The sequence below is a fragment of the Mesorhizobium sp. P2_F7 genome, assembly GCF_056403695.1.
Window position 1 is genome coordinate 374907 of the sequence record NZ_JBFUFA010000003.1, and the last position, 26526, is coordinate 401432.

Sequence of the window (26526 nt, forward strand, 5' to 3'; positions counted from 1 at the left end):
AAAAAGCACAACGTCTTTCAGTACCGGAAACCGCGTCGATAGCGTCACCGTCCGCCCCTTTTGTCGCATCCATGTCGCGCGGACTTGCCGATAGTCCCAGGAAACCCTTGGAAATCAACGGTAGTGACTTGCAACAAGGTGCAACATGGAGACAGCAACAGAGGCGCGCTGGATGACGCCTAAGTTGCTGATTTTATTTCTAGAAATTTGGTAGAGGGAGAGCGCTACCGCCTTTCTCCCCAATCATCGAACTACTGGTTCCAGGTTCGCTGCTGCGGCTGAGCAGTGTCGACATGTCGCTCGGGCGTCTGAGACGACAACGCCGAAGACCTTGTCATTCGAACTGTGTGTCTCAGCTGAGAGTGCAGTTCAGATTATTGGCATCCGCAACGTGCTGAGTTGCGGGTCAATCCAGACTTGGTTGCCGATTCATTGCGCCACCGGACACGGCGCACCCACCGCCATCCAGCTTTCGATCGCCCGATAGGTGGATTCGGCCGAGCCCGGCGCCGGCTCACGATCGGTACCTGGCGCCCAGCCCCATGCGACCAGTTTGTCGTCTCGGACATGCAGCGCGACATCAGCCAATGTGCGGCCGCCATTGTGCGCGGGATCCTTGATCTGAGCACAGATTTCGGCCGAGGATTTGCCGAACCAGGCCATCTCGGCTGGCGCCAGGCGCCAGTTTTCGGCACCGGGAGGTCCGTGCAATGCCTTGGAATTGCTGGCGAAATGGCATGTATTGCAGCGCAGGCCCGGGTTGCCGAAGTCCGATCCGTCAGCGCCGCGCTGGACGTTGAAGGCATGAACGCGCACGCCGCCGTAGTGCGCGCCGGACCAGCGCGGGCGGTCATCCGCGACATGGCAGTCGGCGCAACGCGGATGCGAGAACACGGCGTAGATCTTGTCCCATTCAGGCAAGCCCTTGGCGGCATCGACGGTAACGGGTGCCGGCGTCGGGCTTTCTTGGGCGGTTGCGAAAGGCGTTGCCGAAAACAGGATGGCAGCAGGCGTCAGCATGATGAGGAACTTTTTCATGCGAAGGTCACCTGTTTCGACAAGGGCAGCGTGCGGATGCGCTTGCCGGTGAGCGCAAAGATGGCATTGGCCAGCGCGGGTGCCGCCGGCGGGGCGCCGATTTCGCCGACACCGCCCATCCTGTGGAAGTTTTCCAGCACCGCGACCTCGAACTCGGGGCATTGGAAGATGCGCATGGAGTCGAAATCGTGGAAGTTCGATTGTTCGACCATGCCGTCCGCAAAAGTGATTTGCTGACTCATCGCCGCCGACAGGCCGAAGATGGCGGCAGAGATGAGCTGTGCCTTGATAATTTCGGGGTCCAGCGCTGTGCCGACATCAGCGGCGATCCACATTTTTTCGATGCGAAGACCGGCTGGTGTATCGGCGATTTGCACGATCTCGCCGACCCAACTGTCGTTCGACAGTGTGAAGGCCATACCCTTGGCCTTGCCGGACGGCAGCGCCTCTCCCCAGTTCGCCATTTTGGCGACTTTCTCGACAACTTTCACAGCTGCAGGATTGTCGACCATCAACCGCTTGCGCAATTCTACAGGGTCGATTTTTCCGGCAACCGCAATTTCGTCCATGAAGGCTTCGTGGAAGAAGCCGTTGACCGAGGCGCCGACAGATCGCCAGAAGCCTGCGGGGATGGTGATGGGTACGGCGATGCCGCTCACCTTGTAGTTTGGAATAGTGTAGGGCTGGTCGAAGGCCCCGTCGAAGATGTATTTGTCAGGACCGATTGGCGATAGGGACGGGAACAATCGCCGCAAGACACCCGCAACGATCGAAGGCGAGGCCATCTTCATATCGACCGCGACCGGGAAGCCATCGTCGCCGAGTACCGCGCGAAACTTGCCGACGGCAGCAGGGCGGTAGCTATCGTGCCTTGTGTCTTCCTCGCGGGTCCAGGTCACCTTGATCGGACGCCCGCCGGTCTCTTTGGCCAGTATTGTAGCGTAAAGCGCATAGTCCAATTCAAGGCGACGGCCAAAACCGCCGCCAAGGAAGGTGGTATGCACGGAGACCTTGTCTTGCTCGATCCCGAGTTGATTGGCGCAATGCTGACGCAGTAAGGTTGGCGACTGATTGCCGCACCAGACGTCGAGCATACCATCCCTGAACTGGGCCGTGGCATTCATCGGCTCCATCGTCGCGTGGGCAAGATAGGGCACCGAATACTCAGCCTCTACCTTCCTGTCGGACTGCGCCGCAGCAATGGTGGCATCGACATCGCCGTCGTTGCGCAGGGCAGAGCCCGCTTTATCCAGCCCCTGCTTCAGCACGCCCTCAATGGCGGTGCTGTCGAGCGGGTAATCGGGCACGGCCCAGGTGGCCTCGATCGCTTCGGCCGCCTTGAACGCCGCCCAAGTGTTTTCCGCAATGATGCCAAAGCCATGGCCATAGCTCGTCTCAATCGGCACGATCTTGATCACGCCGGTCATTTTCTCGGCCCTGGCGAGGTCCGCCTTGACCGGCTTTGACCAGAACCTTGGGCTCATCTTCACCGTTCCGTACAGCATATCCGGAAGCCTGACATCGATACCGAAAATCGGCGCGCCGGTGACCTTGGCCAGCATATCCAAACGCTTTTGCGGTTTACCGAGCAGTTTCCAGTTCGCCTTGTCCTTCAGCGTGACCTCGGCTGGCGGCGGTAGGGTCGCGGCTATGGTGGCGACCTCGCCATAACTGACCGACTTGCCCGATGGCTTGTGCAGGATCGACCCGTCCAGCGTTTCCAACTCATCCGTAGGAACGCCAAGCTTCTGCGCCGCTGCTGAAATCAGCAGAAGCCTCGCGGCCGCACCGGCCTGCCGCATCTTGTTGAACGCGTCGGTAGTCGAAGTGGACCCACCCGTCCCCTGTATGGCCAACAGCTTTGCGACCACGAGTAGGCCGGATCGAGCCGCTTCGGCGGTTTTGCTTTCATCGAAGAACGCGAAGGGTGCAGCCACTTGCACGAGGGCCGCGTTGTAATAGGCATCAGAGGCGGGGCCATGCTCGACCTTGATCTGGTCAAGACTGACCTCAAGCTCTTCTGCAACCATGGCAGCCAGGGTTGTCGAGATGCCCTGACCCATTTCGGCGCGCGGTGCGATGATCGTGATGGTATTGTCGGCGGCGATCTTCACATAGGGATTGAAGGTCGCTTCCCCCTCGTCAAGCTCGGCCAACAGCGGATTCGGAATGGGTTTGCGGTAGTAATAGTAGCCGACGGCCACGCCGCCTGCGAGGGCGGCGACGCCGACAAGAAAGGTGCGGCGGGCGATCTTGCCGATACTGGCCATGGTTCAGTTCCCCGCTGTTTTGATCGCAGCGGCCTTCTTGATGGCAGTGCGGATCTTTGGATAGGTGCCGCAGCGGCAGAGGTTGCCACCCATTGCGTTATCGATGTCGTCATCGGTCGGATTTGCGACCTCGTCCAACAGCGCCACCGCGCTCATGATCTGGCCCCCCTGGCAGTAGCCACATTGCGCGACCTGCTCTTCCACCCAGGCTTGCTGCACCGGGTGCAGCTTGCCAGCGACGGCAATGCCTTCGATGGTGGTGATGGCGCCGCTCACGTCGCCAACAGACAAGCTGCAAGACCGCACTGGCACGCCATCGACATGCACCGTACAGGCGCCGCAGGCGGCAATGCCGCAGCCGAACTTTGGGCCAGTCTTGCCGATGATGTCCCGCAGCGCCCAGAGGAGCGGCATTTTGAGGTCTGCATCGATGTCAAATGCCTTCCCATCGACCATAAGGCGCATTGGCTCTTCCTTCGCTTCTGATCATATTCGAGCGAGCCATGGTCATGGTCCATGGATGTTTTGGCATCTTGACGTATTATGTTATTTTGTCAAGGCGGCTCTAATTGAGGTGTAACCCAATGACTGAAGCAGACGACACCTCACTCGACCCCAAACGCGCGCATGTGCTTGGTTGCGCAACGAAGGTGTTTCTCGCTTACGGTTTTGCCCGAACCACGATGGACGATATTGCGCGCGCTGCCGAGATGTCGCGGCCTGCTCTCTATCTGCTCTTCAAGAACAAGACCGATATCTACCGAAGCATCGCCACGACGATGCTGACCCATTCGGTTGCACAAGCCAAAATGGAGCTTGAGCAAACTGGACCGTTCGGGGAGCGCATGGAACGAGCGATCGACGTTGCGATCATTTCGATGATAGCCTCATTTTCCATCACCCTGCATGGTGCCGAGTTTCTGGACATGAAATCAAGCCTCTCCGACCTGATCGGAACCTGGCGGGCAGGCCTTCTTGAATACATAACCACAGCAATAGAGTCTGAAGCACTTCGGAATGGCGTTGATCTTGCCGCAAGAGGTTTCCCGGCTGGGATGCTGGCCGACACTTTGATGGACGGACTGGATGGCATAAAAGCGCGCACCATAGATCCAGATGCTCAGCGCCGCGCAGCCGCAGCACAGATCAGGCTGATCGGCTTAGTGCTGAAGTCTTAAGACCGAAGTCAGGGATGATCGCCTCACGACCTGTCGCAACAACGGTTTCTCATATTGCACAGCTGGCGCAAACGGCTCGCATCAGAGGGCCAACTGCCGGAGCCTTCAGCTGCCCAGATCCCTCCCTTGGGCGAGAACGGCTCGACGGGCAGCACAAGACCATTGCGCATCCAACGCTTGCCACCTCGGGTGACCCAGATCGCGCCATGTGTGGATGACGGTGGCGGGTTGGCCACGTAACTGATTGATATTATTGCCAAAATGGTAGCGGGAGACCGCTACCGCCTTTCTCCACACCTATCGAACTACCAGTTTCGGCTTTGCTGCTGTGGTTGAGTGATTTCAGAAGGTAAGGAGTTCCTATACCCTCAATAATTCCAATTATTTCAATTACTTGGTTGAAATCCGCCGTTCAATTCAAGACGTGTATGGAAGGCGATGGGAACTGACCGAACGAAGTCGGTATTGGAGTCACTGCAAGGACGGAAGCACCAGCCTTGCGCGCCGCTATTGGCCTGAAATTGGCAGCGGTAAACAGCCGTTATTCAACGGAATTATGATGCAGCCCTAAATTCTGAATTGGACGGGGTTAACCATCTCGGGAACGGTACGCACAAAAGAGCCCCCGGTCGAGGCATGCAAGACTTCGGCAAACGAGGAGCGAAGCGGAAGGACTTACGTCAATCTGCGGTGCCCCGACAGAACGCAAACAGAGGTCCGAAATGGTCGCCCCCCGCAAAACGCTTGATCGGTTGTTCGACGACGCCGAGGGCTCTGCCCAGCCCCGGTTGACCAGCGGCGACGCCATCAATCCCAGCCGTCGCAGCTTTTTGGCCGCTGGCTGTTTTTGCCTGGCCAGCTGCTTTGCGACGCCTCTGTTGGCAGATGCGCCCATGCTGAAAAGCCAAGCGCCCGGATTCTATCGCCTGGCGGTTGGCGATTTTGAGATAACGGCGCTGTCCGACGGCAGCAATATGCTGCCTGCCACGAAGCTGCTGCAGGGCGACCCGGCTCGGATCGAAGAAGCACTGAAACGCAATTATCTTGGCGACCTCATCGAGACCTCTCACAATTGCTTTCTCGTGAACACCGGAGCCAAGCTGGTCTTGATCGACGCTGGTGCAGGCGCGCTGCTGGGGCCAACCACGGGCCATCTGTTAAGCAATCTGCGCGCGTCCGGGTATCGGCCGGAGCAGATCGACGAGCTTTACCTCACACATCTGCACACGGACCACGTTGGCGGTCTCATGGCCCAGGGGCAGAGAGCGTTTCCCAATGCGATCGTCCGTGTCGAAAAGCGGGACACCGACTACTGGCTAAGCGAGGCAAACATGCGCGCTGCTCCGGCTGAAGCGAAGCGATTCTTTGAGGGCGCGATCGTCTCGATCACGCCATACATGCGCGCTGGCAAGCTCGCCATTTTCGAAGGCAACACCGACCTCGTGCCTGGTGTGCGCGCGCAAACAGCCTATGGGCACACGCCCGGACACACCATGTACGTGGTCGAGAGCAGGGGCCAGAAGATAGTGCTGTGGGGCGATGTCGTGCATGTCGCCGCGGTGCAATTCAAGGATCCTTCCGTCACGATCCAGTACGATGCGGACGCATCCGAGGCCGAACACGTACACGAGCTCGCATTCGCTGATGCGGCTGAAAATGGCTACATAGTGGGCGGTGCGCACATACCGTTTCCTGGGCTGGGCCGCGTGCGCCGCGACGCAGAGAACGCCTACACCTATGTGCCGCTGGATTACAGTCAGGGATAGGACTCCGTAGCCAGACTATGTTTGCGCAGCTGGGGCCGCGTCTTCGATCGGCGGGCCATCAAAGGGCGGTCCGCAGACATCTCCCACCAGCGAGCGAAACCATTGGTGGGCGGGGTGGGTGTGCAATCGCTCGTGCCAGATCAGCTTGTAGAGCAGTTTCTCCGTCTCGAACGGCAGGTCGCACACCACCAACGCATGCTCATCGGCGATAGCGCGCCACGGTCCGCTGAAGAAGCCAAGCGGCACGCAGGTGAGAAGGTCGCTGCGTGAGACGATCCTCAATGCATCGGCAAAATGATTGACCACGGCGACGATCGTCCTTGTCCGCCCCGTCAGGCTGAGCCAGCCGTCCACGAGCCCAAGTTCCAGACCGGATGGGGTTGCCAGCACATGCGCCGCGGCGGTGAACTGATCGAGGGTCAGGGATTGCGCCAATTCGTGCCCGCTGCGCATGACGCAGACATAGCGATCCGTCCGCAGACTTTGCACATGTACTTCTCTCGGCAACGAGGCAAACATGCCTACGGCGCAGTCGAGTGTGCCGCGGCCGATCCCGTCCAGAGAGCCCTCATGGGTATGAACGGCAAAGGAAACACGGGCACGCGGGGACGCGGCCTGTAACTTCAGCGTGATGGCGCTGACACCTTCCATTGCAAGACTGTCCGTGACCGCAACCCGGAAACTGGTCGCATTTGATCCGGGATCGAAGTCGTCTGGGCTGAAGGAGGCGCGGATTGCCGTCAGCGAGCGATGAAGTTCGGGCCACATCGCCACCATGCGAGACGTTGGTTGAACCCCCGTTGCTGTCTTGAGGAACAGCTGGTCTTTCGTCAGCGTGCGGGCGCGACGCAACGCATTGCTCACGGCTGGCTGACTCATCGCCAGGCTCGCGGCCGCACGCGTCACATTCCTTTCCAGCATGATGGCCTCAAGGACTGCGATCAGGTTCAGATCGAGGCGCACGTTATTCACCCAGGAAATGATGCTTGTGTCTAATTCTAAATTGGACGCACGCGACACGGCAAGCAATCCTGTTTCGAACGAGCCACCGAACACATGCGAGTGAATACGCCCAGCTCGCAACCGGTGATAAAAGCTCCGCACAAACTGGAGGACTCGCTATGAATGACGTCGCTTTTGCCGACGTGTTGCCGAAACTGACCGGCAAGATCAGTCCTGACCGCATCCGGTTGATGCGAACCCCGCGCCCGCCGCAGGGGCTGATCGACGGGTTCAAGCGGATCGGCGACGCGACGAGCGTTATTTCGGATATTATGGATGAGCTGGGCATCACCGGCGCGATTGGCGCATCGCTTCTGAAGCCGACACTGCCTTCGACATCGATTGTCGGTCCGGCGCTCACGGTGCGCAACATTCTGCAGCGCGAGCATGTCTACGAGACGGCACGAAACCACGTCAATCGGATGGCGGAGTTCGAAGCCCACAATTTGGCATTGCCGGGCGATGTGGTGGTCATCGACGGCGTCGCCGGCGTTTCGAACATGGGCGGAATTTCGGCCCAGGCAGGAAAAAGACAGGGCGAGGCCGGAGCGATCGTCGCCGGAGGCATTCGCGACCTCGGACATTCGCGACGGATCGGCTATCCCCTCTGGGCCACCGAGATCACACCGGTAACAGGCAAGTGGCGGATCGAGACCGTCGAGATCAACGGCGATATCCAGATCGCCGGCGTCCGGGTTGCCCCCGGCGATATTGTTGTCGCGGACGAAACCGGCGTCTGCTTCATCCCGATTGCCCGGGCCGCCGAAATTCTCGCCAAGGCGCTGAAGAAGTCAGCTTTCGAAGAAGCCAAATGCGAGGCGATCGATGCCGGCACCTCCGTCGCGGATCTGCCGAACAATGCATAGAGTGACAGATCATCCGGGGGGCAAACTCCGCGTCGCCATCATCAACGACTACCAGGATGTCGTGCGTACGCTGGACTGCTTTTCCAAACTCGAAGGCCATGACGTCACCATCTGGACCGACATCGTCGAGGACATCGACGTGCTGGCCAATCGTCTGGCCGATGCCGATGTCCTTGTGCTGATGCGCGAGCGCACCCGGATCGATGAAAGCCTGCTCAGCCGCCTGCCCAATCTGAAGCTCATCAGCCAGAACGGCCACATCCCCCATATCGACCTGGCGGCCTGCGACAGGCATGGCGTCGTCGTTTCGTCCGCCCTCACATCGCGTCCGTCCTATTCGACGGTGGAATTCACCTGGGGGCTGATCCTTGCGGCGATGCGCAATATTCCGTTCGAGAGCGCTTCGCTGCGGCAAGGCCACTGGCAGACGACCATCGGGCTGGGCCTGAGAGGCCGTGTCCTGGGCATCTATGGTTTTGGCCGGCTGGGCTCGATGGTCGCACGCATCGGCGTGGCCTTCGGCATGGATGTGCTGGTGTGGGGCCGCGAGGGCTCGCTGGCTCGCGCCAGAGCTGAAGGGTTCAACACGGCTTCGGATAAGGACTCACTGTTCAGCCTGTCGGATGTCCTCAGTTTGCATCTGCGGCTGAATGCCGAGACCATCGGCGTGATTGGTCCTGATGACCTGGCCTTGATGAAGCCGACCGCCCTGCTTGTGAACACCAGCCGTGCCGAGTTGATCGAGCCGGGAGTTTTGGTGGCGGCGCTTAAGAATGGCCGCCCCGGAAAAGCGGCCATCGACGTGTTCGAACGCGAGCCGCTCACCAATCCGGACGACGCCTTGCTCAGGCTCCCCAACGCACTGTGCACGCCGCATCTCGGCTACGTCGAACGCGACAATTACGAGTTCGCCTACGGCAACGCATTCGACCAGATCTTGGCCTTCGCGCAGGGGACCCCGATCAACGTTCACAACGCCCATGGCCAAAAACAGGATCACTGAGATGAATCTCGAACTCGACGGCAAAGTCGTCCTGATAACTGGCGGCAGCAAGGGAATAGGGCTGGCTTGCGCGCAGGCCTTTGGCAGGGAAGGGGCTCGCGTGGCGATCGTATCGCGCAGCCAGCAGAACCTGGACGCCGCGAAGGCAACCCTGGCTGCCGAAGGCCTGTCGGCAGCGACCTTCGCCGCGGATCTCTCGGACGGGCTTGCGGCAAAGGAAATGGTGGCAGCGCTCGAGGACCAGGTGGGCCCGATCGCGTCCCTGGTCAATTCGGCCGGCGGCGCCAGGAGAGTGCCTCCGGGCGAACTGACACCGGACAAATGGCGCACCGCCATGGACGCGAAATTCTTCACCTACATGAACGTCATGGACTGCGTCCTGCCCCTGATGGTGGCACGGCGCGCCGGCACGATCGTCAACATCGTCGGCACCGGCGGCAAGATCGCATCACCCATGCATTTGCCGGGAGGCGCCGCCAACGCGGCGCTGATGCTCGCCTCGGCGGGGCTGGCGGCTGCCTGGGGCTCCGCCGGCGTAAGGGTCAACGTCATCAATCCCGCCGCCACCATGACCGAGCGTCTGCAAATGTCGCTTGAAGTCGAATCCAAGATGACCGGCAAGCCGCCGGAAGAACTGCTGCGGCTGAACGAGCAGCGCATTCCCCTGCAGCGCTACGCAAAGCCGGAAGAAGTGGCCGACGCCGCGCTTTTCCTCGCCAGCGCAAGATCCTCTTACGTGACAGGAGCTTCGCTGACCATGGACGGAGGTCTCACGCCACTGGTCGTCTAGCCGGCCCAACAACCAGAACAAGCGATGGGAGGAAAGAATGTTCACCTGGTACAAGCAGCTGACGGAGCGGGAGCGGAACACCTTCTGGGGCTGTTTCGCCGGCTGGGCAGTCGATGCGATGGATGCGCAACTCTTCAGCTTCGTGCTGCCGGTTCTCATTGCTGCATGGGGAATGACGACGGCGCAGGCCGGTTACCTGGCGACGGCAACGCTGCTCTCCGCGGCAATCGGCGGATGGGCCTGCGGATATCTCGCTGACCGTTTCGGCCGTGCCCGCATCATGCAGTTCACGATCCTGTGGTTCTGCGTCTTCACCTTCCTTGCCGGTTTTGCGCAGGACTTCCAGCAACTGATGGTCCTGCGCATCCTGCAAGGACTGGGCTTTGGCGGCGAATGGGCGGCCGGCGCGGTCCTCATGGGTGAGATCATTCGCGCCGAGCATCGCGGCAAGGCCGTCGGCACCGTCCAGAGCGGCTTCGGCGTCGGATGGAGCGCGGCCGCCATTCTGGCAGGCGTGGTCCTGGCGCACCTGCCCCAGGAGTATGGTTGGCGGGTGCTGTTGATGATCGGCGTTCTTCCCGGCCTACTGGTGCTCTATCTGCGCCGCAGAATCGAGGAGCCAGAGGTTTTCGTCAAAACGCGCGAGCTTGTCGAGAGGTCCGGAACTCGTCCGGGATTGGTGGCGATATTCCAGCCGGAAACGCTGCGAATTACCGTGCTGTCCTCGTTGCTGGCATTCGGTGTGATTGGCGTTGGCGGCGCCATCGTCAACTGGCTGCCGACGTTCTTGAAGACTGCGCGCGAACTGTCGCCGAGCACTTCGGGCTACTACGTGTTCGTAGTGACTGGCGGCTCGTTTTTCGGGTTTCTGGCAAGTGCATACCTGGCCGACTATCTCGGGCGCCGGCGAACTTTTCAGCTCTTTCTGGTGTGTTCCTGGCTGGTTACCGTCGCTTACATGTTCTTGCCGCTATCCGGCTGGCTGCTGGTTGTCCTGGGCGCGCCGTTCGGTTTCTTCACGATCGGCAACTATGCCGCGCTGGGACCGTTCTTCACCGAGCTTTTCCCGTCCGCCATTCGCGCGAGCGGCCAGAGTTTCGCTTACAACTCCGGCAAGGCGGCGGGTGCGGCCGCCGTATCCAGTATCGGAATCCTGGCGCAATATGTCAGCCTGGCCGAGGCCATCGGCATGATTGCGCTGTTGGGCTATGGAATCGCTTTCGCCGCGACCCTTATGCTGCCGGAGACGCGTGGAATTCAACTGACGTCTGGCCCTCTTGTGCCGCGTCCTGACCCCGGCGTTTCCTCTCCGCCGGCGGAGGTCACGGCTTTGCAGGCGAGACGATAGCCGGTCCAGTGCACGACCCAACAAATCTCGAACTATCCCACCGATCGGATCTCGTGGAGGATCAGCAGGCCATGCGCAGCAGCATTTCGGTTAAAGGACTGAGCCACCAGCATCCGGTTCCCAACGCCTGCCGGATCGGCAATATGGTGTTCTCCGGGGCGATCCATGGCGTAAATTCGATCACGCACGAGTTGCCAACCGAGATCGCTGATCAGTCGGCAAACGTCTTTGCCAACATGCTCGCCATTGTCGAGGCCGCGGGCGGCAGCGCGCGGGATGTCATCAAGGTGGAGATCTATCTCCGCGATAGCCACAACAGGGATGCCGTCAACACGGAATGGATTCGAATGTTTCCCGATCCGGAGTCGCGTCCGGCCCGGCACGTTCGGCCACTGCCGCCGGATAGCTCCTCCCTGGTGCAATGCGAATTCATTGCGGTTATCGAGGACAGTCCTTGATCCCGGCACAAGGCACCGGAGCTAGACGTCCCGCCGGCGGGTGGAGTCTCGTACCGTACCGTCGTTGCCTTTCGGCCGCGTCGAGGTAAGGCCGGCTTCGATGGACCGGAGGAGGCTGAGCGCATCATCGAGCCCGCTGGCGTCGCCGCCGGCGGCGGTAGACACAGCGTCACCCCATTCCTTGCGCACCAGGGCGTAGTTTTCGGCCCCGCGCCGCGTGCGATGGACGCTGACGCCGCGGCGGTCCGCAGGATCGACATGCCGCTCGATCAGCCCCTTGCCTTCCAGGTCGCGCAGCACCGTGGAGACGTTGGTACGCTGCAGCCCGGTCGCCGCCGCGATCTGGCTGGGAGTGGCCGAGGCTTGCGCCACAAGGTGACGCATCACCATGCCCTCCGACTGCGTAAGGGATAGCGCCCGGCCGTCGCTGTATCCGCGAAACTGGATCTCGCGGGCGATGATGAGGATCAGGTCGGCCAGATCCGCCCACCGAGCCGGTGGGGCCTTGCCTGCAGACGATTCGCTGTCGGTCTTCATGAGCGGAGTTTACAGCACCAACGTAGGTATGTATATAAATATAATGATTATGTTAGCATAACTATCTGATCAAATGGAGGTTCGCATGACCCATTCAACAGGCGCCGCCGGCCGGCATTCTCCCCGCTCCATGGCCCTTGCCGGAGAGCTCCACGCGGTCGGTGTCTATGTATTGCTCGCCGGCGCCTTCCTGCCGATCGCCGATTTCTTCATCGTCAACGTGGCGCTGCCGACCATCTCCGCCTCGCTCAAGCCGACACCGGCCGCACTCGAGCTGGTGGTTTCCGTCTATGGCGTCGCCTATGCCGCGATGCTCGTGCTTGGCGGCAGGCTCGGCGACCGCTTCGGCCGCCACACGCTGTTCGTGGTCGGGCTTTCCGGCTTCATCCTGGCGTCGCTGGCCTGCGGCCTGGCGCCGACCATCGACGTGCTGATCGCGGCCCGGCTGGTTCAGGGCGCGACGGCGGCGATGCTGGTGCCGCAGGTGCTGGCGACCTTCCAGGCGACGCTCGCCGGCGAGCGCAAGACTCGGGCCATCGCGCTGTACGGCGCGACCTCGGGCATTGCCGCGGTCGTCGGTCAGCTCGCTGGCGGATTGTTGGTGAGCGCCAATCTGTTCGGCACATCGTGGCGGCCGATCTTCCTCATCAACATCCCGCTCGGCATCGCCGTGTTCTTCGCCTCGCGGCTCGTCGTACCGGCCAGCCGCTCGCCGCACCCAGCCGGCATCGACCTGCCCGGCACCGTGCTTTTCGCCGCCACGTTGACGGCCCTTCTGGTGCCGCTGACCGAAGGCCATTCGCTCGGCTGGCCGGCGTGGACCTGGGTGATGCTGGCCAGCGCCGTGGTGCTGGCGGTGCTGACCGTGATCGTCGAAAGGGCCGCCGAGGCGCGCGGCGAGGTGCCGTTGCTGCCGCCGTCGCTGCTGAAGCTGCCCTCGATGTCGCGGGGGCTCGCCATGATCACGCTGTTCAGCCTTGGCTTTGGTGCCTTCATGTTCGTCTTCGCGCTCACCGTGCAGAACGGGCTCGGCGCCAGTCCCCTCCAAAGCGGCCTCGCCATCCTGCCGATGGCGGCCATGTTCTTCATCGGCTCAATGGTCAGCCCGCGCATGATCAGCCGCTTCGGCCGCGGCGCATTGGCGGCGGGCGGCATCGTGCAGGCGCTTGGACTGGCGCTGTTGATCGGCATCATCGTTTCCGGCTGGCCGAAGGTCAGCCTGGCCGAACTGGCGCTGCCGCTGGTGCTGATCGGCGCCGGACAATCGATGCTGTTTTCAGGCCTGTTCCGCGCCGTGCTTGCCGATGTTCCGGCGCACCTCGCAGGCGTCGGCAGCGGCGTCCTCATCACGCTGCAGCAATCCGGCCTGGCACTCGGCGTCGCAACACTGGGCACGCTCTATCTGGCGCTGGAGCCCACGAGCATCGCGCAGGCCTTCGGCACCGTCATTGCCATCCAGCTCGCGATCATTCTGGTGCTGGTGTTGTTAACCGGACTGTTGCCGCGCTTCACCAAGCACCAGCCCATCGCCCATCCAGTGGAAATATGACCTCCCGACGCGCCGAACTCAGCGGGGTTCATCGCCGAGACCAAGGGCAATCTTTGGTGCCACATCCCTGCCTAAGCTGAGTTTGACTATTCGCCGCGCGCGGGCGAAGCGTTTGCATGCGGCTGCGTTCAATCATTACTCTCGTCGACGAACAGGTCCGTTCAGGCGCGTTTCGACGTTGGCGAGAGTGCTCAGTGTGGCTGACGGTAGCGGATGCCAACGTAACCGATTGATATTATTGCCAAAATGGTAGCGGGAGAGGGACTTGAACCCCCGACCCCAGGATTATGATTCCCGTGCTCTAACCAACTGAGCTACCCCGCCAGGGCGGCGAAAGGTCCGAAATGCGCCTTAAATCGAAAGGCATTTCGAGGCGTTCGCCAAGGTCGCGCGGATATAAGGTTGGGAGGGCGAGCCTGTCAAGCATCGATGCGTCGGCCATGCCGGCATATTGTCGCCGGGCGAAAAGCTTTGCCGGGCAGACATCTGAGGTGAGAGCCTGTTCCATCCCGATGGAGTCGCGACGGGGCTCCAGTCTTTTGTTTGAGCATGGTCTCTGGACAAAACGGGTTCCCCGCTTGTCCGAGAAAACCGGTTCCCACTTTTCGGGACCATGCTCTGGTCCCCGGGGTTGAGTTCGGCGGGGCACGTCGCTATGTCTCGGCCAAGAAATCTAGAGTTTGAAGCTGATGAAGCCGCGCATTGCAGTCCTCGGTTGCGGATACTGGGGCAGCAACCACATCCGCACCCTCAAGGCGCTCGGCGCGCTGCATGCGGTTTCCGATGCCAACCGGGCGCGGGCCGAAGGTTTTGCCAGCGAGCAGGACTGCCTGGCGATCGAGCCCGACCAGCTGTTCGTGCGTGACGATATCGACGCCATCGTCATGGCGCTGCCGCCGCAATTCCATGCCGATCTCGCCGTCCGCGCCGCTGAAGCCGGCAAGGATGTGCTGGTGGAAAAGCCGATTGCGCTGACGGTGCCCGACGCCGAGCGTGCGGTGCAGGCGGCAAAGGACAATGGCCGCGTGTTCATGGTCGGCCATGTCCTGCGCTTCCATCCCGCCTTCGAGACGCTGAAGGCGCTGATCGACAATGGCGAGCTCGGTGAAGTCCGCTACATCCATTCGCATCGCCTCGGCCTCGGCAAATTCCACACCGAAAACGACGCGCTGTGGGATCTGGCGCCGCACGATCTGTCGATGATCCTGGCTATCACCGGCACCGAGCCGATCGAGGTCAGGGGGGAGGGAGCGGCACTGCTCGACAATCTCAGCGACTTCGCGCATCTGCATATGCGCTTTCCCAACGGATTGCGCAGCCATCTCTTCACCTCGCGGCTCAACCCTTACCGCGAGCGGCGGTTGACGGTGGTCGGCACCAAGGCGATGGCGGTGTTCGACGATGTCGAGCCATGGGAGCGCAAGCTTGCCGTCTATCGCCACGCGGTGTGGCAGGACAGCGGCCAGTGGGCCTTCACCACCAACGAGCCGTCCTATGTCGCGGTCGGCCAGGGCATGCCGCTGACGCGCGAGCTGGAGCACTTCATCCAGTGCATCGAGACGCGGGCCGAACCGCGCACCAGCGGCGAGGAAGCGATCAGGGTGCTGCGCATCCTGACCGCGGGCACGGTCACGCACACCAAATCCTGAGACCGTTCGGAAGCTGCGCTGAAGGCCAGAGAAACAGTCTCTGAGAGGATGGCGCTTACTCTGCGGGAACGTGTGCCGGACGGGCTGCGAGCCGGGTCAGCATGGCTTCGGCCTTGGCGCCGCGCTCGGAGCGTTCGATGAAGCCGCCGCCGAAGACGCGGGCCTCGTTGCCGTCATCGGAATAGAGCACGCAGGCCTGTCCAGGCGCGATGCCGGACTCGCCGTCGACCAGCTCCACCCATGTCGCGCCGGCGCGGTGATGCAGCACGGCCGGCCGCGGCGGCCGCGTCGAGCGGACCTTGGCAAACAGCTCCATGCCGTGCACCGGAATGTCCGACAGCGAGCGATCGCCCAGCCAGTTCATGTTGCGCAGGTAAATCTTGTGCGTCTCCAGTGCTTCGCGCGGGCCGACAATGACGCGCGCCCGGTCGGCGTCGAGATGGACGACGTAGAGCGGCTCGCCGGAGGCGATGCCAATGCCGCGACGCTGGCCGATCGTGTAACGCAGGATGCCGTCATGGCGGCCAAGCACGCGGCCGTCGATATGGACGATGTCGCCCGGATTAGCGGCAGCCGGCTTCAGCTTGGCGATGATGTCGGAATACTTGCCCTGCGGCACGAAGCAGATGTCCTGGCTGTCCTGCTTGGCGGCGACGGTCAGCCCCATCTCTTCGGCGATAGCCCGCACCGCGGGCTTCGACAGGCCGCCGAGCGGAAAGCGCAGATAGTCGATCTGCGCCTGCGTGGTGGCAAACAGGAAGTAGCTCTGGTCGCGGTCGGCGTCGACCGGCCGATAGAGCGCGCGGTGGGCGCCATTGGAGCCGGAGCGGATGTAGTGGCCAGTGGCGAGCGCGTCGGCGCCAAGGTCCTTGGCGGTGGCCAGCAGATCGGCGAACTTCACCGTCTGATTGCAGGACACGCACGGGATCGGCGTCTCGCCGGCGACGTAGCTCTCGGCGAAGGGATCGATGACCGCCTTGCGGAAGCGCTCTTCGTAGTCGAGCACGTAATGCGGGATGCCCAATGTCTCGGAAACACGGCGGGCGTCGTCAATGTCCTGGCCGGCGCAGCACGAGCCCGCGCGGTGGGTTGCCGCGCCATGGTCGTAGAGCTGCAGCGTGACGCCGACGACATCATAGCCCTCGCGCTTCAAAAGGCCTGCGACGACGGACGAATCGACGCCGCCCGACATGGCGACGACGACGCGGGTGTTTTGCGGGCTGGCGGGAAGGTCGAGGCTGTTCATGGTTCTTTCGTTCTGCGCGGCGCTTCAATGGCAGTGGCGCGAATATAGGTCAACCACGTCAACGGCGCCAGCTTTGCGGCAGCGCCGATTTCGCGGGAAAATTGCGCGTCTCCCGGCCGTTCACTCAAATGCCGACGAAAAGACTAACGCGGCGTTCATGATCCTTACCTAGTCATTAGGGTTCGCTTAGGCAATTTTTAAAGCTGTGGCGGTAATGTGGTGGGGATTGGGTCTTTGAGTTTTTTGTAGAGAGTACGATGACCGATCTTGTTAGACCGCGAGTCAAATATGTTATCGGGCCTGACGGCAGCCCTCTTACGATTGCCGATCTGCCGCCGACGAATACACGTCGCTGGGTTATCCGGCGTAAGGCGGAAGTGGTTGCTGCGGTGCGCGGCGGGCTTTTGAGCCTCGACGAGGCATGCCAGCGCTACAAGCTGACCACGGAGGAATTCCTGTCCTGGCAGGCGTCGATCGACGAATACGGCCTTGCCGGGCTGCGCACGACGCGCATCCAGCAATACCGGCACTAGAGCCGATCTGAAAGAGAAAAAGGGCGCGGTAACCGCGCCCTTTTTGCTTTGCCGCCACGTCCACTTCAGACCGTCAGCACCACCTTGCCGATCGGCCTGGTGGCGAGAAAGGCGTGCGCCGCGCCCGCCTGTTCGAGCGGAAAGCTCTTTGCCACATGGACGGCAAGCTTCCCCGCATCGACCAGTTTGCCAAGCTCAACGAGGCCTTCGCGGTCGGGCACCACGGACATGCGCTCGACGCGGATGTTTCGCGCCGCAGCCTTGGCCCGGGTGGTGTCGTGGACATTGAGCAGCGACACCAGGACGCCACCGTCCTTCAGGACCGTCAGCGATTGCTCGGCATGGTCGCCGCCCATCGGGTCCAGAACCAAATCGAGGTCGCCGACCTCGGCGGTGAAATCGCCCTTGGTGTAGTCGACGACCTCGTCGGCTCCGAGCGAGCGGACGAAATCGAGTTTCTTCGGGCTGGCGGTGGCGATGACATAGGCTCCGCGCGCCTTGGCGATCTGCACCGCCAGATGCCCGACGCCGCCGGCCGCGGCATGGATCAGCACGCGCTGGCCAGGCTTGAGGCCGCCATGGCGGACAAGGCCTTGCCAGGCGGTCAGGCCGGCCAGCGGCAGCGCGCCGGCGTGATTGTGATCGATGCCTTGCGGCTTTGGTGCGATTTCATCGACCGGGGTGACGGCGAGTTCCGCATAGGCCGCGGCCTGCTTGGGAAAACGCGGCATGCCGAACACGGCGTCACCGACCTTGAGGCCGCCGTTGACGCCTGGGCCTACCGCCTCGACCGTGCCTGAAATATCCCAGCCGAGGGTGAAGGGCGGTTCGCCCAGCAATGGATAAGAGCCGGCGCGCACCGAGCCATCGACCGGATTGATGCCGGCTGCGTGCACGCGGACGAGCACTTCGCCTGACTTGGGCGAAGGGGTTGGACGATCGGCGATGACGAGCACGTCGGGTTCGCCGACGGAATTCTGGACAACGGCACGCATGGGATATCTCTCCTGATGGGGTTCTTATGCCGCTATCATTTGGATAGTAATATTCTCTTGTCTAGTATGTACCTTTTCTATATATAGGTACCTCATGGATAGTGATAATGATTGTGGCTTCGGCTATGATGCATTCCAGCGGACGTGCCCTTCACACGCCGTGCTCGAAATGCTGGCCAGCAAATGGGTCTATCTGGTGGTTTGCGCATTGCGCCGCGGCCGGATGCGCAATGGCGAACTGGCGCGCAGGCTGGAAGGCATCACGCCCAAAATGCTGACCCAGACGCTGCGCATTCTCGAGCGCGACGGGCTGGTGCGGCGCGAGATCTTTCCAGTGATCCCGCCGCGGGTCGAATATGAATTGACCGAACTTGGCCAGAACCTGGCGGGGCTGCTCACCCAGATACGGTCCTGGTCGGAAGAGCATGTGCCCGACATCAAGGAGGCGCGGGCAAGGGCGGCTGCGATCCAGAATGGGGAATTGCAGGCACAGGTGTGAGGCTGCGGCCGCCTTGCGGCCAGATCAGCAGCGCCCGAGCCTTTTGGCGCGGCTACACAAAGCACGGCGTCAGTCGGCGCCGGCTGGATCAAACCCTGTCTTCAGCCGATCATGGCGCTGCGGCCGCCGAGTTCCGCGTCGCGGATCTTGGTGTCGCGCGATTCCAGCATTTCGGCCTTGGAAAGCTCCGCTTCAGCTTCGCCGAGTAATGATTCGGCAGCGCTTCGCTGCTGGGCGAGGTCGCTTTGCGAATTTCTGAGGTTGTCGCGGCGCAGACGCGCCGCCTTGGCGAAGGTCGGATAGGCAAAATGATTGATGTCGGTGATGCCGGCCTTCTTCTCCTCAGCGGTGATCTGAAGCTCCAGCTCAACGGCCATGCGCTCGAACTCGGCGATCATCATGTCGAGCTGCAGCAGCTGCCGCCGCTTCTCATTCACCTGAAACTGCTTCAGTCGAACGAGGTTCTCACGTGACTTCATGATTCGGTACTCCCGGAAACGCACACCTGCACATATCGTCCAATCCGCCCGCCAGGGCCTGGCGCCACCCGTATCCACCGGCATTCCCCGAACTATGGGAAACAAATTCCTAAAGTTTTTTGCCGGCGGTAACCATTCGTTTACGGGCATTGTTAATCATAAGGGCGAGGACTTAAGGCCGGGTAAAAATTCCGGCTCCCGATACGGAAGCCGGCCAGCGAGTCCCTTGAGTCACTTAGTCCGACTTATTAATGTGTTGCATTAGCGATTTGGTTCTGTGATTCATCATTAGATTCAAGAGGGTGTAGAAAGCGGTTAAAAAATCTGGTACCGTCCTGGGTGCGGAATTAGGTTTTGTTAACCATTCGATGGCAGCCTTCTGTTCAGGCAATCACTGCTCCGGTCCCGGATGGGTCGTGACATGGTCCGGCGGCAGAAAAGGGGAATGAAATGCGCGTTCTGCTGATAGAAGACGACAGTGCAACCGCTCAGAGCATCGAGCTGATGCTCAAATCCGAAAGTTTTAATGTTTATACGACCGACCTCGGCGAAGAGGGTGTCGATCTCGGTAAACTTTACGATTACGATATCATTCTTCTCGATCTCAACCTTCCCGACATGTCAGGCTACGAGGTCTTGCGGACACTTCGCCTCTCCAAGGTGAAGACGCCGATCCTGATCCTGTCCGGCATGGCCGGCATCGAGGACAAGGTGCGCGGCCTCGGTTTCGGCGCCGACGACTATATGACCAAGCCGTTTCACAAGGACGAACTGGTCGCCCGCATCCACGCCATCGTGCGCCGCTCAAAGGGCCATGCCCAGTCGGTCATCACCACTGGCGACCTGGTGGTCAATCTCGATGCCAAGACCGTCGAAGTCGGTGGCCAGCGCGTGCATCTGACCGGCAAGGAATACCAGATGCTGGAGCTGCTCTCGCTGCGCAAGGGCACCACGCTGACCAAGGAAATGTTCCTCAACCACCTCTATGGCGGCATGGACGAACCGGAATTGAAGATCATCGACGTCTTCATCTGCAAGCTGCGCAAGAAGCTCGACGCTGCGTCCGGTGGTCAGAACTACATCGAAACGGTCTGGGGCCGCGGCTATGTGCTGCGCGAGCCGGAAGACATCCGCGTTAGCGCCTGAGCGAACACCATCTGATTGAATTCAATGCAAAAAACCCGGCCCAGGCCGGGTTTTTTGCTGTCCTTTCCGTTCGACCGCGACCCGAATCAGGCGGCGATCTTCAGGGTGCGAAAGCGTTCGAGCAGTTGCGGCCGGTTGAACGGCTTCAAGAGATAGCCCTGGGCGCCGGCGCGCTTTGCCTTCATGATCGAGGCGACATCGACCTCGACCAGCGAAATCAGGATCTGCGGCTTGATCGCGCTTTCCATGGCGCGGACCTGGCGGATGACATCAACCGCCTGCATGTCGGGCAGGGCGCCGTCGACGACAATGACATCGGGCATTTCGGCGGCGCACATCTCGACCGCGTCAAGTCCGGTGGCCGCTTCGATCACAATCATGTCGGAGCCGCCAAGAATCCGTTTTGCGACCTTCCTGATCACACTTGAATCGTCGACAAACATGCAGCGCTTCATTTCCGGGTCCTCTTTGCCTTGGGGCGAACCGGCGGCATCCGGGGTATCGGAATGCATCTTAGGCCGATCTGGTAAAGAAGCCGAAAAGCCGTTAGGTAAAGTTTTTGCAAAAATGTCGTTTGCGCGCCCGTGCCCGCGGACGCGCCACAGGCGATGAAACTTGGCTGTTCTGAATTTCGGCCAAGCCCGCAAATATCAGTGGCGAAAAATACTTGATTTGTTCTTGGCTGTCGGCCGAGCCGGCAAACGGCCACGGATCGTCAGGCCGCGGACAGCACGATCTCTTCGGCGGTCGCGTGGATCGAGATCGTCATGTTGGCCTCACGCGCCAAGAGCAGCGTGTAGTAGGGTTGGACCGAATGAGCGTCGATCGGTTCCTCGGGCTTGTTGCCGGAATGCAGTTCGAGGAATTTCGGCGGCACGCGCAGCATCGGACCACTGGCGGCAAGCGCAAAGCGCGGCTCGGTGTCGAGGCTCTCCAGCGTGACCACCAGCTTGCCGCCGCGTGGGATGGCGGCGTTGGCGACGAGCAGCAAATTGAGCAGCAGCTTGACCTTGTTTTTCGGCAGCAGGGCGCGAACCCCGTTCCAGACCAGGTCCGGCTTCTCGTTCTTCAGGAAAGCGATGGCGACCGACTCGGCATCGCCGGTGTCGATCATCATGCCGGCCGAACCGGCGGCGCCGAAAGCGATGCGGGCGAATTGCAGGCGGGCCGATGCGTTTCTGGCGCTCTGGCGAATCAGCTTCATGGCGTCTTCGTCGGCGCCGCCCTCGTCGAGGAGTTCAAGGCCGTTGTTGATGGCTCCCACCGGCGAAATGATGTCGTGGCAGACACGGCTGCACAACAGCGCTGCGAGATCGGGTGCGGAGAGAGAGAAAAGCTCGGCCATCGGCGAAAATCCCTGCTAAAAATTCACGTCCTGGTGGCCACGCGACCGTCAGCCGCGCCTTACCCACCCGAATCACGCCCTTTCCCCAGCGCTTCTGAATACACAGCGCCCGGGCGTGCAGCAACAAATCCACAATTCTCGTTAGCAAAAATGGCGAGTTTACACAGGATGGGAGCCCGCGCAGACGGTCAGAACAGCCTTCGAACCGCCATGTTCATGTGGGAGGTTAATGGTTGAAAAAGGATTACGGCATAGTTTGCCCGTAACAGTCATCCTTAACGGCCGCCTAAAGAGCCGTGCGGGGTGCGAGGCGTCGGCGAAAGTGCTCCCTGACGGAGATTGGAAGCATGGTTTCCCGATTCTACGACCGGACCTTTGTCCGTGTCTTCTTCATGGCGATTGCCCTCATGGGCGCTCTCGCCTTTTCAACCTCTGCGTCGCGGGCGCAGGAATACACCGCTCAGGAGATCGTCGATTCCGGCCACAAGTTCTTCGGCGCGACGTCGGGCGGTCTCGCCACCGTCGTCGAGAAGATTTTTGCCTCTTACGGCCTGCCCAATGGCTATCTGCTCGGCGAAGAGGGCTCCGGCGCGGTGATCGGCGGCCTGACCTATGGCGAAGGCACGCTCTACACCAAGAATGCCGGCGACCATAAGGTGTTCTGGCAAGGTCCGTCGCTCGGCTGGGATTTCGGCGGCGAGGGATCGCGGGTGATGATGCTCGTCTACAATCTCGACGACGTCAGCAATCTCTATAACCGGTTCGGCGGCGTTGCCGGTTCTGCCTATGTCGTGGCCGGCGTCGGCTTCAACGTGCTGCAGAACAACAGGGTGCTGCTGGTGCCGATCCGCACCGGCGTCGGCGCGCGGCTTGGCGTCAATCTCGGCTATCTGAAGCTGACGCAGAGGCCGACCTGGAACCCCTTCTGATCGGGCATATTGATATTCAGGTGAGGCCGGCCTGCGAATGGCTGATACCTGCGCTTCCGGTACTCACGGACCAATGTCCGCTCCGTTCCGGTTCTCGGTATCAACCATTCTCGGCTCGGCCTGACCTGAATCTCAACATGCCCTCAGCCCGAGATCATGCCATCGAGCGCATTTTGTGAGGTCACAAGCCGAACCTGCGGCATACTCTTGCCGCAGCGCTGGATTTGCGTCATGCGAACGTGGCAAAGTCCAGACTTGGCGGTTGCCGGATAGCGGCCCGCCCGTAACGGGTAGTCACCTTGGTCCAGTCGATCCTGTTCTTCGCCCTCGGCTTTCTGTGCGCCGGCTTTCTGGCGCTGCTGGTGGCGCCGGCCATCTGGCGGCGGGCGGTCGCGCTGACCCGCAAGCGTGTCGAGGCGTCGGTACCGCGAACGCTGGAGGAGATCCAGGCCGACAAGGACAGCGTGCGGGCCGAGTTCGCCATGACGACGCGCCGGCTCGAAATGAGCGTCAAGACGCTGCGTGAGCAAACGAATGAGCAGCTCGTCGAAATCAGTCGCGGGCGCGAGGCGCTGAAAGGCCTGGCGGTCGAGCGCAAGGACAAGAAGCAGGCGCTTTCGGAACTGGGAGAAAAAAACGAACTGCTCCTGCATCGCGAGCAGCAGATACAGCAACTGACGGACAAGCTCGTGCAAGCCGAGCGCATGATGGAAAAGCGCGCGCTCGAGCTGGAAAAGCTCGAGCACATGTATGACGACGCCTCCTTCTCCTCCAGCAACCGGCAGATCGAACTGGTGGCGCGCGAATCCGAGTTGGAAAAGTTTGCCAACGACATTTCGGTGCTGCGCGGCCAGCGCAAGGAGGCCGACAAGCGCCATCAGGAAGTCGTCGCCGAGGGCAAGGCCACGCGCGATGCTCTGAAAGCCGAGAAGAAAAGAACCGCCGATCTCGAGAAGAAGCTCGAGCGCCTGCTCGCCACGCTTGCCGATCGCGAGGACAAGCTCGATCGCCGCGAAAAGGAACTGGCACGGCTTCGCGAACGGTTGAAGGGCGAGGCTGCGGGAGGCGCAGTGGCTGCTGGCCTTGTTGGCGCTCCGGACAATGCTCCCGCTGGCAATGACGACGTCGACAAGGTGCTAGCCAAGCTCGAAGGCGATCGCGAGCGGCTGGAAGCCAGGCTGACGACGCTGGCCCGTGAGAACAGGCGGCTCAAGACGGAGCTTGGCGGTTCCGAAACCACGAGAAATGGCGACGACAGGCGCAGCGCCGGTGATGCGTTGCGTGAACAGATGAACACCCTGGCGGCAGAGGTCGTCAGCCTGACCGCCAAGCTCGAAGGACCCGATTCACCAATCGCCAAGGCGTTGGCTGCGCCGCAGGAAGCGCGGTCGGGCACCACCAGCCTCGCCGATCGTGTCCGGGCGCTGCAAAAGGCAGATTTGCCGAGTTGAACGGCGAGGGGCGCCAGCTTGCGCCGATAGTAGGCCGTTCCCATGTCTAACGTCATGATGGTCTATGGCGTGCTTGTCATCTCGTCGCTCCTACTCTGGCACTTTCATCCGGTGCTTTTTGAGGTGTTGGACGCTGTGGCGTCGCTGTTCGAGAAGACGGCAAGAGATCGCGAGGCGACCGGCGCTCCGATACCGTTGGCCGACGACGTCGAGACTTTCAGGATCGAGGCCGCGCCGAGCGAGGTCAGCACCACGCGCGTTGCCCGAAACCAGCTCGACCTTCGATCAGATTGGCTCTGGCCGCCGGCCGAGGCGCATCAGCGCGAAAAATGATGCAGCGCAATCGCTGAGGCGGCGGCGACATTGAGGCTGTCGAAGCCTTGCGCCATGCCGATCCGCACGGTTTGCAGGCGAGCAAGCAGGCTTTCGGGCAGGCCTTCCCCTTCCGTGCCGAGATAGAGCGCCAGCCGGTTCGTCCTCTCTGCGTCGCGAATATCGGCCGCGCCACGGGGCGACAGTGCAAACTGGCTGAAGCCCAGCCGGCCGAGCGCGGTGATGAAGGTCGTGTCCTCAAAAGATGCAAAGGGAACCTTCAGCGCCGCGCCGACGGAGACACGGATCGCCTTGCGGTACAGCGGATCGCAGCAGGTCGCGTCTAGAAATACGGCATCGGCGCCGAAGGCGGCAGCGTTGCGGAAGATCGATCCCATATTGTCATGGTTGGCGATGCCGACGAGCACGACGATCAGCGCGTTCGCAGGCAAGGTTTCCAGCAAGGCTTCGGCGGGCAGCGCGGTGCCTTTGCTGCCGATCGCCAATATGCCGCGGTGCATGTGGAAGCCAGCGATCCTGTCCATGATGGCGCTTGTCGCGACGTAAACCGGCAGGTCGGCAGGGGCCTTGCGCAAGATGTCGTCGAGCCCGGCCAGCCGGTTTTCAAGAACCAGGACCGATTCGGCGGTGAAGCGTCCGGCCGACAGCAGGACGTCCAGCACCACCTTGCCTTCGGCGACGAACCGGCCATGGCGGCCGGTGAGATCGCGTTCGCGGATGTCGAGATAGGCGGCGACCCGCGGATCGCGCGCGTCGTCGATCTGGATCGGATCCATCATTACCTCGGCCGGCGAAAATCGTCAGCGAGGTAAGGAGCGATCGGAGCCGCAGGTCAAGTCCCGGCGCGGCGCAGACGCGTTGCCATCTGGGACAAATCGCCGGCGCCGAAAATGCCGTCCAGCGTGCGCAAGAGATCGCGCACGGCTTCGGACTTGCACGAATAGTAGATCATCTGCCGGTCGCGGCGGGTCTCGACAAGGTCGAGCGCCCTGAGCTTGGCCAGATGTTGCGACAAAGCAGACTGGCTGAGCACCACCTTTTCGGCGATGGCACCGACCGACATTTCACCGTCGGTCAGATGGCTCATGATCAAAAGCCGCTTTTCGTTGCCCATAAGGGTCAGAAATGTCGCCGCCGATTCGGCATTGGCGATTAATTTGGTCGAGACCATCGATGCCCCATGTTTCCCTGCTCATCCGAACGCTATGGGGGCAAATAGCGTTGGGTGCTATAATTCAGCTGTGGATGCACGCTGCTGATTCAGCGCTACCTGAATCGTAGATCATTTCGCCCAAATCTCAAGACATGCTTTTGATTCATGACGATTATCCTTGGTAACCCTGCGTAGCCGGCGCACGTCCGGCCTTGGCCATGTCGACCAGAGCCGGCCGCAGGTCACGCGCTGTCTTCAATGGTTGCGGGAAATAGACCCTGCAAACGGCGTCGCCCGATGCCAGGTCCATGCCCTCGGCATCGAAGCCGGTCATGGTCCAGCCATCACCGTCGGCCTTGGCAAAATGACGGGCATAGACGGCGATTGCGTCGAGGTGGTCGGCGTTCATGTGGTCGAGGGCTGACTGTTCGCTGGCCGCCAGCTCGTCGACGATCGGTCCATCGGTGATGAGATCGGCACGTTCCAGCAGATAGGCCTTGCCGAATCCGCCATTCAGGCTGGCGCGCTCGGGCTCGAGGCGGAAGATCGAGAAATCGCCGAGCCCGGAATACAGCTTTGCCTTGGGATTACGGTTGAGATAGCGCCGCTCGGCGCGGACATGCGCGCTCGAGCCGCGCTCAAGCGGCTGCGCCCGGCAAACCAGCGTTACCCTGGGATGCGCCAGCGGATCGCCCTTGCCGGGCTCGCCGACAAGCAGCGAGCAGCGTGGGTCGGCAAGGATCGCGCCGGTGTGGGCGGACAACGCCGAGACAAGGATCAGCGGCGCGCCATCAATGTCGGTGGCGACGCCGACCCGGGAGGCCAGCGGCGAGCCGGTTTTGGGTTCGATGACTGCCAAGGCGCCGAAACGGGCGCTGCGGATCAGCGTCGCAGCCAACCTGGTCGCCTCGGCGTCCGTCGCGCGAATGACGTCCTTCTTCGGCTGGTCCAAGATGCTCACCG

Annotated in this window: 28 protein-coding genes and 1 tRNA gene; 15 read left to right on the forward strand and 14 right to left on the reverse strand. The window is 61.4% G+C overall.

What is annotated here, in order from left to right; translation table 11 throughout:
- Nucleotides 1–429: 429 nt before the first annotated feature.
- Genes AC1DZ8_RS11510 through AC1DZ8_RS11520 form a run of 3 tightly spaced genes read right to left on the reverse strand, consistent with a single transcriptional unit; the run spans nt 430 to nt 3773 of the window.
- Nucleotides 430–1038, reverse strand: a complete 609-nt coding sequence (locus tag AC1DZ8_RS11510; protein WP_477303334.1) for a hypothetical protein — start codon at nt 1036–1038, stop codon at nt 430–432.
- On the reverse strand, nt 1035–3308 hold the full coding sequence (locus AC1DZ8_RS11515) for a xanthine dehydrogenase family protein molybdopterin-binding subunit (RefSeq protein ID WP_477400904.1): 2274 nt from the start codon (nt 3306–3308) through the stop codon (nt 1035–1037). The genes AC1DZ8_RS11510 and AC1DZ8_RS11515 overlap by 4 nt, the downstream gene beginning before the upstream one ends.
- 3 nt (nt 3309–3311) lie before the next feature.
- Nucleotides 3312–3773 carry a (2Fe-2S)-binding protein gene (locus AC1DZ8_RS11520; RefSeq protein WP_477303330.1) on the reverse strand — a complete coding sequence of 154 codons (462 nt, stop codon included), beginning with the start codon at nt 3771–3773 and terminating at the stop codon, nt 3312–3314.
- Nucleotides 3774–3892: 119 nt separating this feature from the next.
- Here AC1DZ8_RS11520 and AC1DZ8_RS11525 point away from each other — a divergent pair, with 119 nt between their 5' ends.
- Both AC1DZ8_RS11525 and AC1DZ8_RS11530 read left to right on the forward strand, forming a co-directional pair.
- Entirely contained in the window at nt 3893–4486 is a 594-nt protein-coding gene (locus AC1DZ8_RS11525) for a TetR/AcrR family transcriptional regulator (RefSeq protein ID WP_477303328.1), read from the forward strand.
- Nucleotides 4487–5208: 722 nt separating this feature from the next.
- A complete protein-coding gene (locus AC1DZ8_RS11530; protein WP_477303326.1) occupies nt 5209–6252 on the forward strand; it encodes an MBL fold metallo-hydrolase in 1044 nt (347 codons plus the stop codon).
- A 15-nt stretch (nt 6253–6267) separates the two neighbouring features.
- Here the strand turns inward: AC1DZ8_RS11530 and AC1DZ8_RS11535 are convergent, their stop codons facing one another.
- Nucleotides 6268–7272, reverse strand: coding sequence for a LysR family transcriptional regulator (locus AC1DZ8_RS11535; RefSeq protein WP_477303324.1), 1005 nt, complete (start codon nt 7270–7272; stop codon nt 6268–6270).
- A gap of 101 nt (nt 7273–7373) precedes the next feature.
- Here AC1DZ8_RS11535 and AC1DZ8_RS11540 point away from each other — a divergent pair, with 101 nt between their 5' ends.
- From AC1DZ8_RS11540 to AC1DZ8_RS11560, 5 genes are all read left to right on the forward strand, one after another.
- On the forward strand, nt 7374–8120 hold the full coding sequence (locus tag AC1DZ8_RS11540) for an RraA family protein (protein WP_477303322.1): 747 nt from the start codon (nt 7374–7376) through the stop codon (nt 8118–8120).
- Nucleotides 8113–9123: a D-2-hydroxyacid dehydrogenase family protein gene (locus AC1DZ8_RS11545; protein WP_477303320.1), complete on the forward strand. Its 1011-nt coding sequence runs from the start codon at nt 8113–8115 to the stop codon at nt 9121–9123. Before AC1DZ8_RS11540 ends, AC1DZ8_RS11545 begins: the two co-directional genes overlap by 8 nt.
- Nucleotide 9124: 1 nt before the next feature.
- Nucleotides 9125–9913 carry an SDR family NAD(P)-dependent oxidoreductase gene (locus AC1DZ8_RS11550; RefSeq protein WP_477303318.1) on the forward strand — a complete coding sequence of 263 codons (789 nt, stop codon included), beginning with the start codon at nt 9125–9127 and terminating at the stop codon, nt 9911–9913.
- Nucleotides 9914–9950: 37 nt separating this feature from the next.
- On the forward strand, nt 9951–11261 hold the full coding sequence (locus tag AC1DZ8_RS11555) for an MFS transporter (RefSeq protein WP_477303317.1): 1311 nt from the start codon (nt 9951–9953) through the stop codon (nt 11259–11261).
- Between the two features lie 71 nt (nt 11262–11332).
- Nucleotides 11333–11719, forward strand: coding sequence for a RidA family protein (locus AC1DZ8_RS11560; protein ID WP_477303315.1), 387 nt, complete (start codon nt 11333–11335; stop codon nt 11717–11719).
- A 21-nt stretch (nt 11720–11740) separates the two neighbouring features.
- On the opposite strand, the gene AC1DZ8_RS11565 is transcribed toward AC1DZ8_RS11560, so the two are convergent.
- On the reverse strand, nt 11741–12256 hold the full coding sequence (locus AC1DZ8_RS11565) for a MarR family winged helix-turn-helix transcriptional regulator (protein WP_477303313.1): 516 nt from the start codon (nt 12254–12256) through the stop codon (nt 11741–11743).
- An 85-nt stretch (nt 12257–12341) separates the two neighbouring features.
- On the opposite strand from AC1DZ8_RS11565, the gene AC1DZ8_RS11570 reads away from it, so the two are divergent.
- The gene (locus tag AC1DZ8_RS11570) at nt 12342–13805 is read left to right on the forward strand and encodes an MFS transporter (RefSeq protein WP_477400908.1); all 1464 of its coding nucleotides are present in this window, start codon (nt 12342–12344) and stop codon (nt 13803–13805) included.
- 247 nt (nt 13806–14052) lie between these two features.
- On the opposite strand, the gene AC1DZ8_RS11575 is transcribed toward AC1DZ8_RS11570, so the two are convergent.
- Nucleotides 14053–14129, reverse strand: a tRNA-Met gene (locus AC1DZ8_RS11575).
- A gap of 365 nt (nt 14130–14494) precedes the next feature.
- Here AC1DZ8_RS11575 and AC1DZ8_RS11580 point away from each other — a divergent pair.
- Nucleotides 14495–15454: a Gfo/Idh/MocA family protein gene (locus AC1DZ8_RS11580; RefSeq protein WP_023683623.1), complete on the forward strand. Its 960-nt coding sequence runs from the start codon at nt 14495–14497 to the stop codon at nt 15452–15454.
- A gap of 55 nt (nt 15455–15509) precedes the next feature.
- Here AC1DZ8_RS11580 and mnmA read toward each other — a convergent pair whose 3' ends face one another.
- A complete protein-coding gene (gene mnmA, locus AC1DZ8_RS11585) occupies nt 15510–16700 on the reverse strand; it encodes a tRNA 2-thiouridine(34) synthase MnmA (protein ID WP_477303309.1) in 1191 nt (396 codons plus the stop codon).
- 257 nt (nt 16701–16957) lie between these two features.
- Here mnmA and sciP point away from each other — a divergent pair, with 257 nt between their 5' ends.
- Entirely contained in the window at nt 16958–17233 is a 276-nt protein-coding gene (gene sciP, locus AC1DZ8_RS11590) for a CtrA inhibitor SciP (RefSeq protein WP_013529904.1), read from the forward strand.
- Between the two features lie 65 nt (nt 17234–17298).
- Here sciP and AC1DZ8_RS11595 read toward each other — a convergent pair whose 3' ends face one another.
- Complete coding sequence (locus tag AC1DZ8_RS11595) at nt 17299–18228, reverse strand: NADP-dependent oxidoreductase (RefSeq protein WP_477303307.1); 930 nt, start codon at nt 18226–18228, stop codon at nt 17299–17301.
- Between the two features lie 94 nt (nt 18229–18322).
- Here AC1DZ8_RS11595 and AC1DZ8_RS11600 point away from each other — a divergent pair, with 94 nt between their 5' ends.
- The gene (locus AC1DZ8_RS11600) at nt 18323–18727 is read left to right on the forward strand and encodes a winged helix-turn-helix transcriptional regulator (protein WP_477303305.1); all 405 of its coding nucleotides are present in this window, start codon (nt 18323–18325) and stop codon (nt 18725–18727) included.
- Nucleotides 18728–18828: 101 nt separating this feature from the next.
- Here the strand turns inward: AC1DZ8_RS11600 and AC1DZ8_RS11605 are convergent, their stop codons facing one another.
- Nucleotides 18829–19206 carry a flagellar export protein FliJ gene (locus AC1DZ8_RS11605; RefSeq protein WP_023669945.1) on the reverse strand — a complete coding sequence of 126 codons (378 nt, stop codon included), beginning with the start codon at nt 19204–19206 and terminating at the stop codon, nt 18829–18831.
- 450 nt (nt 19207–19656) lie between these two features.
- Between AC1DZ8_RS11605 and ctrA the strand changes: the two genes are divergently transcribed.
- Nucleotides 19657–20352 (forward strand): response regulator transcription factor CtrA, encoded by a 696-nt coding sequence (ctrA, locus tag AC1DZ8_RS11610; RefSeq protein ID WP_006203583.1) that lies wholly within the window; start codon nt 19657–19659, stop codon nt 20350–20352.
- An 86-nt stretch (nt 20353–20438) separates the two neighbouring features.
- On the opposite strand, the gene AC1DZ8_RS11615 is transcribed toward ctrA, so the two are convergent.
- On the reverse strand, nt 20439–20807 hold the full coding sequence (locus AC1DZ8_RS11615) for a response regulator transcription factor (protein ID WP_477285557.1): 369 nt from the start codon (nt 20805–20807) through the stop codon (nt 20439–20441).
- Nucleotides 20808–21067: 260 nt separating this feature from the next.
- A complete protein-coding gene (chpT, locus tag AC1DZ8_RS11620; protein ID WP_477285458.1) occupies nt 21068–21697 on the reverse strand; it encodes a histidine phosphotransferase ChpT in 630 nt (209 codons plus the stop codon).
- A 392-nt stretch (nt 21698–22089) separates the two neighbouring features.
- Between chpT and AC1DZ8_RS11625 the strand changes: the two genes are divergently transcribed.
- From AC1DZ8_RS11625 to AC1DZ8_RS11635, 3 genes are all read left to right on the forward strand, one after another.
- Complete coding sequence (locus AC1DZ8_RS11625; RefSeq protein WP_235984549.1) at nt 22090–22626, forward strand: DUF1134 domain-containing protein; 537 nt, start codon at nt 22090–22092, stop codon at nt 22624–22626.
- Nucleotides 22627–22925: 299 nt separating this feature from the next.
- A complete protein-coding gene (locus AC1DZ8_RS11630) occupies nt 22926–24077 on the forward strand; it encodes a coiled-coil domain-containing protein (RefSeq protein WP_477303302.1) in 1152 nt (383 codons plus the stop codon).
- Between the two features lie 42 nt (nt 24078–24119).
- Nucleotides 24120–24410 (forward strand): hypothetical protein, encoded by a 291-nt coding sequence (locus tag AC1DZ8_RS11635; RefSeq protein WP_477303300.1) that lies wholly within the window; start codon nt 24120–24122, stop codon nt 24408–24410.
- Here AC1DZ8_RS11635 and AC1DZ8_RS11640 read toward each other — a convergent pair.
- The 3 genes from AC1DZ8_RS11640 to AC1DZ8_RS11650 form a co-directional block, all read right to left on the reverse strand.
- Complete coding sequence (locus AC1DZ8_RS11640; RefSeq protein ID WP_477303877.1) at nt 24395–25186, reverse strand: TrmH family RNA methyltransferase; 792 nt, start codon at nt 25184–25186, stop codon at nt 24395–24397. The genes AC1DZ8_RS11635 and AC1DZ8_RS11640 overlap by 16 nt on opposite strands.
- Before the next feature lie 56 nt (nt 25187–25242).
- Nucleotides 25243–25581: an ArsR/SmtB family transcription factor gene (locus AC1DZ8_RS11645; RefSeq protein WP_477303298.1), complete on the reverse strand. Its 339-nt coding sequence runs from the start codon at nt 25579–25581 to the stop codon at nt 25243–25245.
- 154 nt (nt 25582–25735) lie between these two features.
- Entirely contained in the window at nt 25736–26515 is a 780-nt protein-coding gene (locus tag AC1DZ8_RS11650; protein WP_477303296.1) for a HugZ family pyridoxamine 5'-phosphate oxidase, read from the reverse strand.
- Nucleotides 26516–26526 lie beyond the last annotated feature (11 nt).

Bases quoted from the DNA above. Each gene is read 5' to 3' on its own strand.
- ctrA (WP_006203583.1), top strand. From the start codon at position 19,657: ATGCGCGTTCTGCTGATAGAAGACGACAGTGCAACCGCTCAGAGCATC.
- AC1DZ8_RS11615 (WP_477285557.1), bottom strand. From the start codon at position 20,807: ATGAAGCGCTGCATGTTTGTCGACGATTCAAGTGTGATCAGGAAGGTC.
- chpT (WP_477285458.1), bottom strand. From the start codon at position 21,697: ATGGCCGAGCTTTTCTCTCTCTCCGCACCCGATCTCGCAGCGCTGTTG.
- AC1DZ8_RS11635 (WP_477303300.1), top strand. From the start codon at position 24,120: ATGTCTAACGTCATGATGGTCTATGGCGTGCTTGTCATCTCGTCGCTC.
- AC1DZ8_RS11595 (WP_477303307.1), bottom strand. From the start codon at position 18,228: ATGCGTGCCGTTGTCCAGAATTCCGTCGGCGAACCCGACGTGCTCGTC.
- AC1DZ8_RS11625 (WP_235984549.1), top strand. From the start codon at position 22,090: ATGGCGATTGCCCTCATGGGCGCTCTCGCCTTTTCAACCTCTGCGTCG.
- AC1DZ8_RS11530 (WP_477303326.1), top strand. From the start codon at position 5,209: ATGGTCGCCCCCCGCAAAACGCTTGATCGGTTGTTCGACGACGCCGAG.
- AC1DZ8_RS11565 (WP_477303313.1), bottom strand. From the start codon at position 12,256: ATGAAGACCGACAGCGAATCGTCTGCAGGCAAGGCCCCACCGGCTCGG.
- AC1DZ8_RS11555 (WP_477303317.1), top strand. From the start codon at position 9,951: ATGTTCACCTGGTACAAGCAGCTGACGGAGCGGGAGCGGAACACCTTC.
- AC1DZ8_RS11545 (WP_477303320.1), top strand. From the start codon at position 8,113: ATGCATAGAGTGACAGATCATCCGGGGGGCAAACTCCGCGTCGCCATC.
- AC1DZ8_RS11510 (WP_477303334.1), bottom strand. From the start codon at position 1,038: ATGAAAAAGTTCCTCATCATGCTGACGCCTGCTGCCATCCTGTTTTCG.
- AC1DZ8_RS11640 (WP_477303877.1), bottom strand. From the start codon at position 25,186: ATGGATCCGATCCAGATCGACGACGCGCGCGATCCGCGGGTCGCCGCC.
- AC1DZ8_RS11540 (WP_477303322.1), top strand. From the start codon at position 7,374: ATGAATGACGTCGCTTTTGCCGACGTGTTGCCGAAACTGACCGGCAAG.
- AC1DZ8_RS11600 (WP_477303305.1), top strand. From the start codon at position 18,323: ATGGATAGTGATAATGATTGTGGCTTCGGCTATGATGCATTCCAGCGG.
- AC1DZ8_RS11560 (WP_477303315.1), top strand. From the start codon at position 11,333: ATGCGCAGCAGCATTTCGGTTAAAGGACTGAGCCACCAGCATCCGGTT.
- mnmA (WP_477303309.1), bottom strand. From the start codon at position 16,700: ATGAACAGCCTCGACCTTCCCGCCAGCCCGCAAAACACCCGCGTCGTC.
- AC1DZ8_RS11645 (WP_477303298.1), bottom strand. From the start codon at position 25,581: ATGGTCTCGACCAAATTAATCGCCAATGCCGAATCGGCGGCGACATTT.
- AC1DZ8_RS11580 (WP_023683623.1), top strand. From the start codon at position 14,495: ATGAAGCCGCGCATTGCAGTCCTCGGTTGCGGATACTGGGGCAGCAAC.
- sciP (WP_013529904.1), top strand. From the start codon at position 16,958: ATGACCGATCTTGTTAGACCGCGAGTCAAATATGTTATCGGGCCTGAC.
- AC1DZ8_RS11570 (WP_477400908.1), top strand. From the start codon at position 12,342: ATGACCCATTCAACAGGCGCCGCCGGCCGGCATTCTCCCCGCTCCATG.
- AC1DZ8_RS11550 (WP_477303318.1), top strand. From the start codon at position 9,125: ATGAATCTCGAACTCGACGGCAAAGTCGTCCTGATAACTGGCGGCAGC.
- AC1DZ8_RS11515 (WP_477400904.1), bottom strand. From the start codon at position 3,308: ATGGCCAGTATCGGCAAGATCGCCCGCCGCACCTTTCTTGTCGGCGTC.
- AC1DZ8_RS11605 (WP_023669945.1), bottom strand. From the start codon at position 19,206: ATGAAGTCACGTGAGAACCTCGTTCGACTGAAGCAGTTTCAGGTGAAT.
- AC1DZ8_RS11525 (WP_477303328.1), top strand. From the start codon at position 3,893: ATGACTGAAGCAGACGACACCTCACTCGACCCCAAACGCGCGCATGTG.
- AC1DZ8_RS11520 (WP_477303330.1), bottom strand. From the start codon at position 3,773: ATGCGCCTTATGGTCGATGGGAAGGCATTTGACATCGATGCAGACCTC.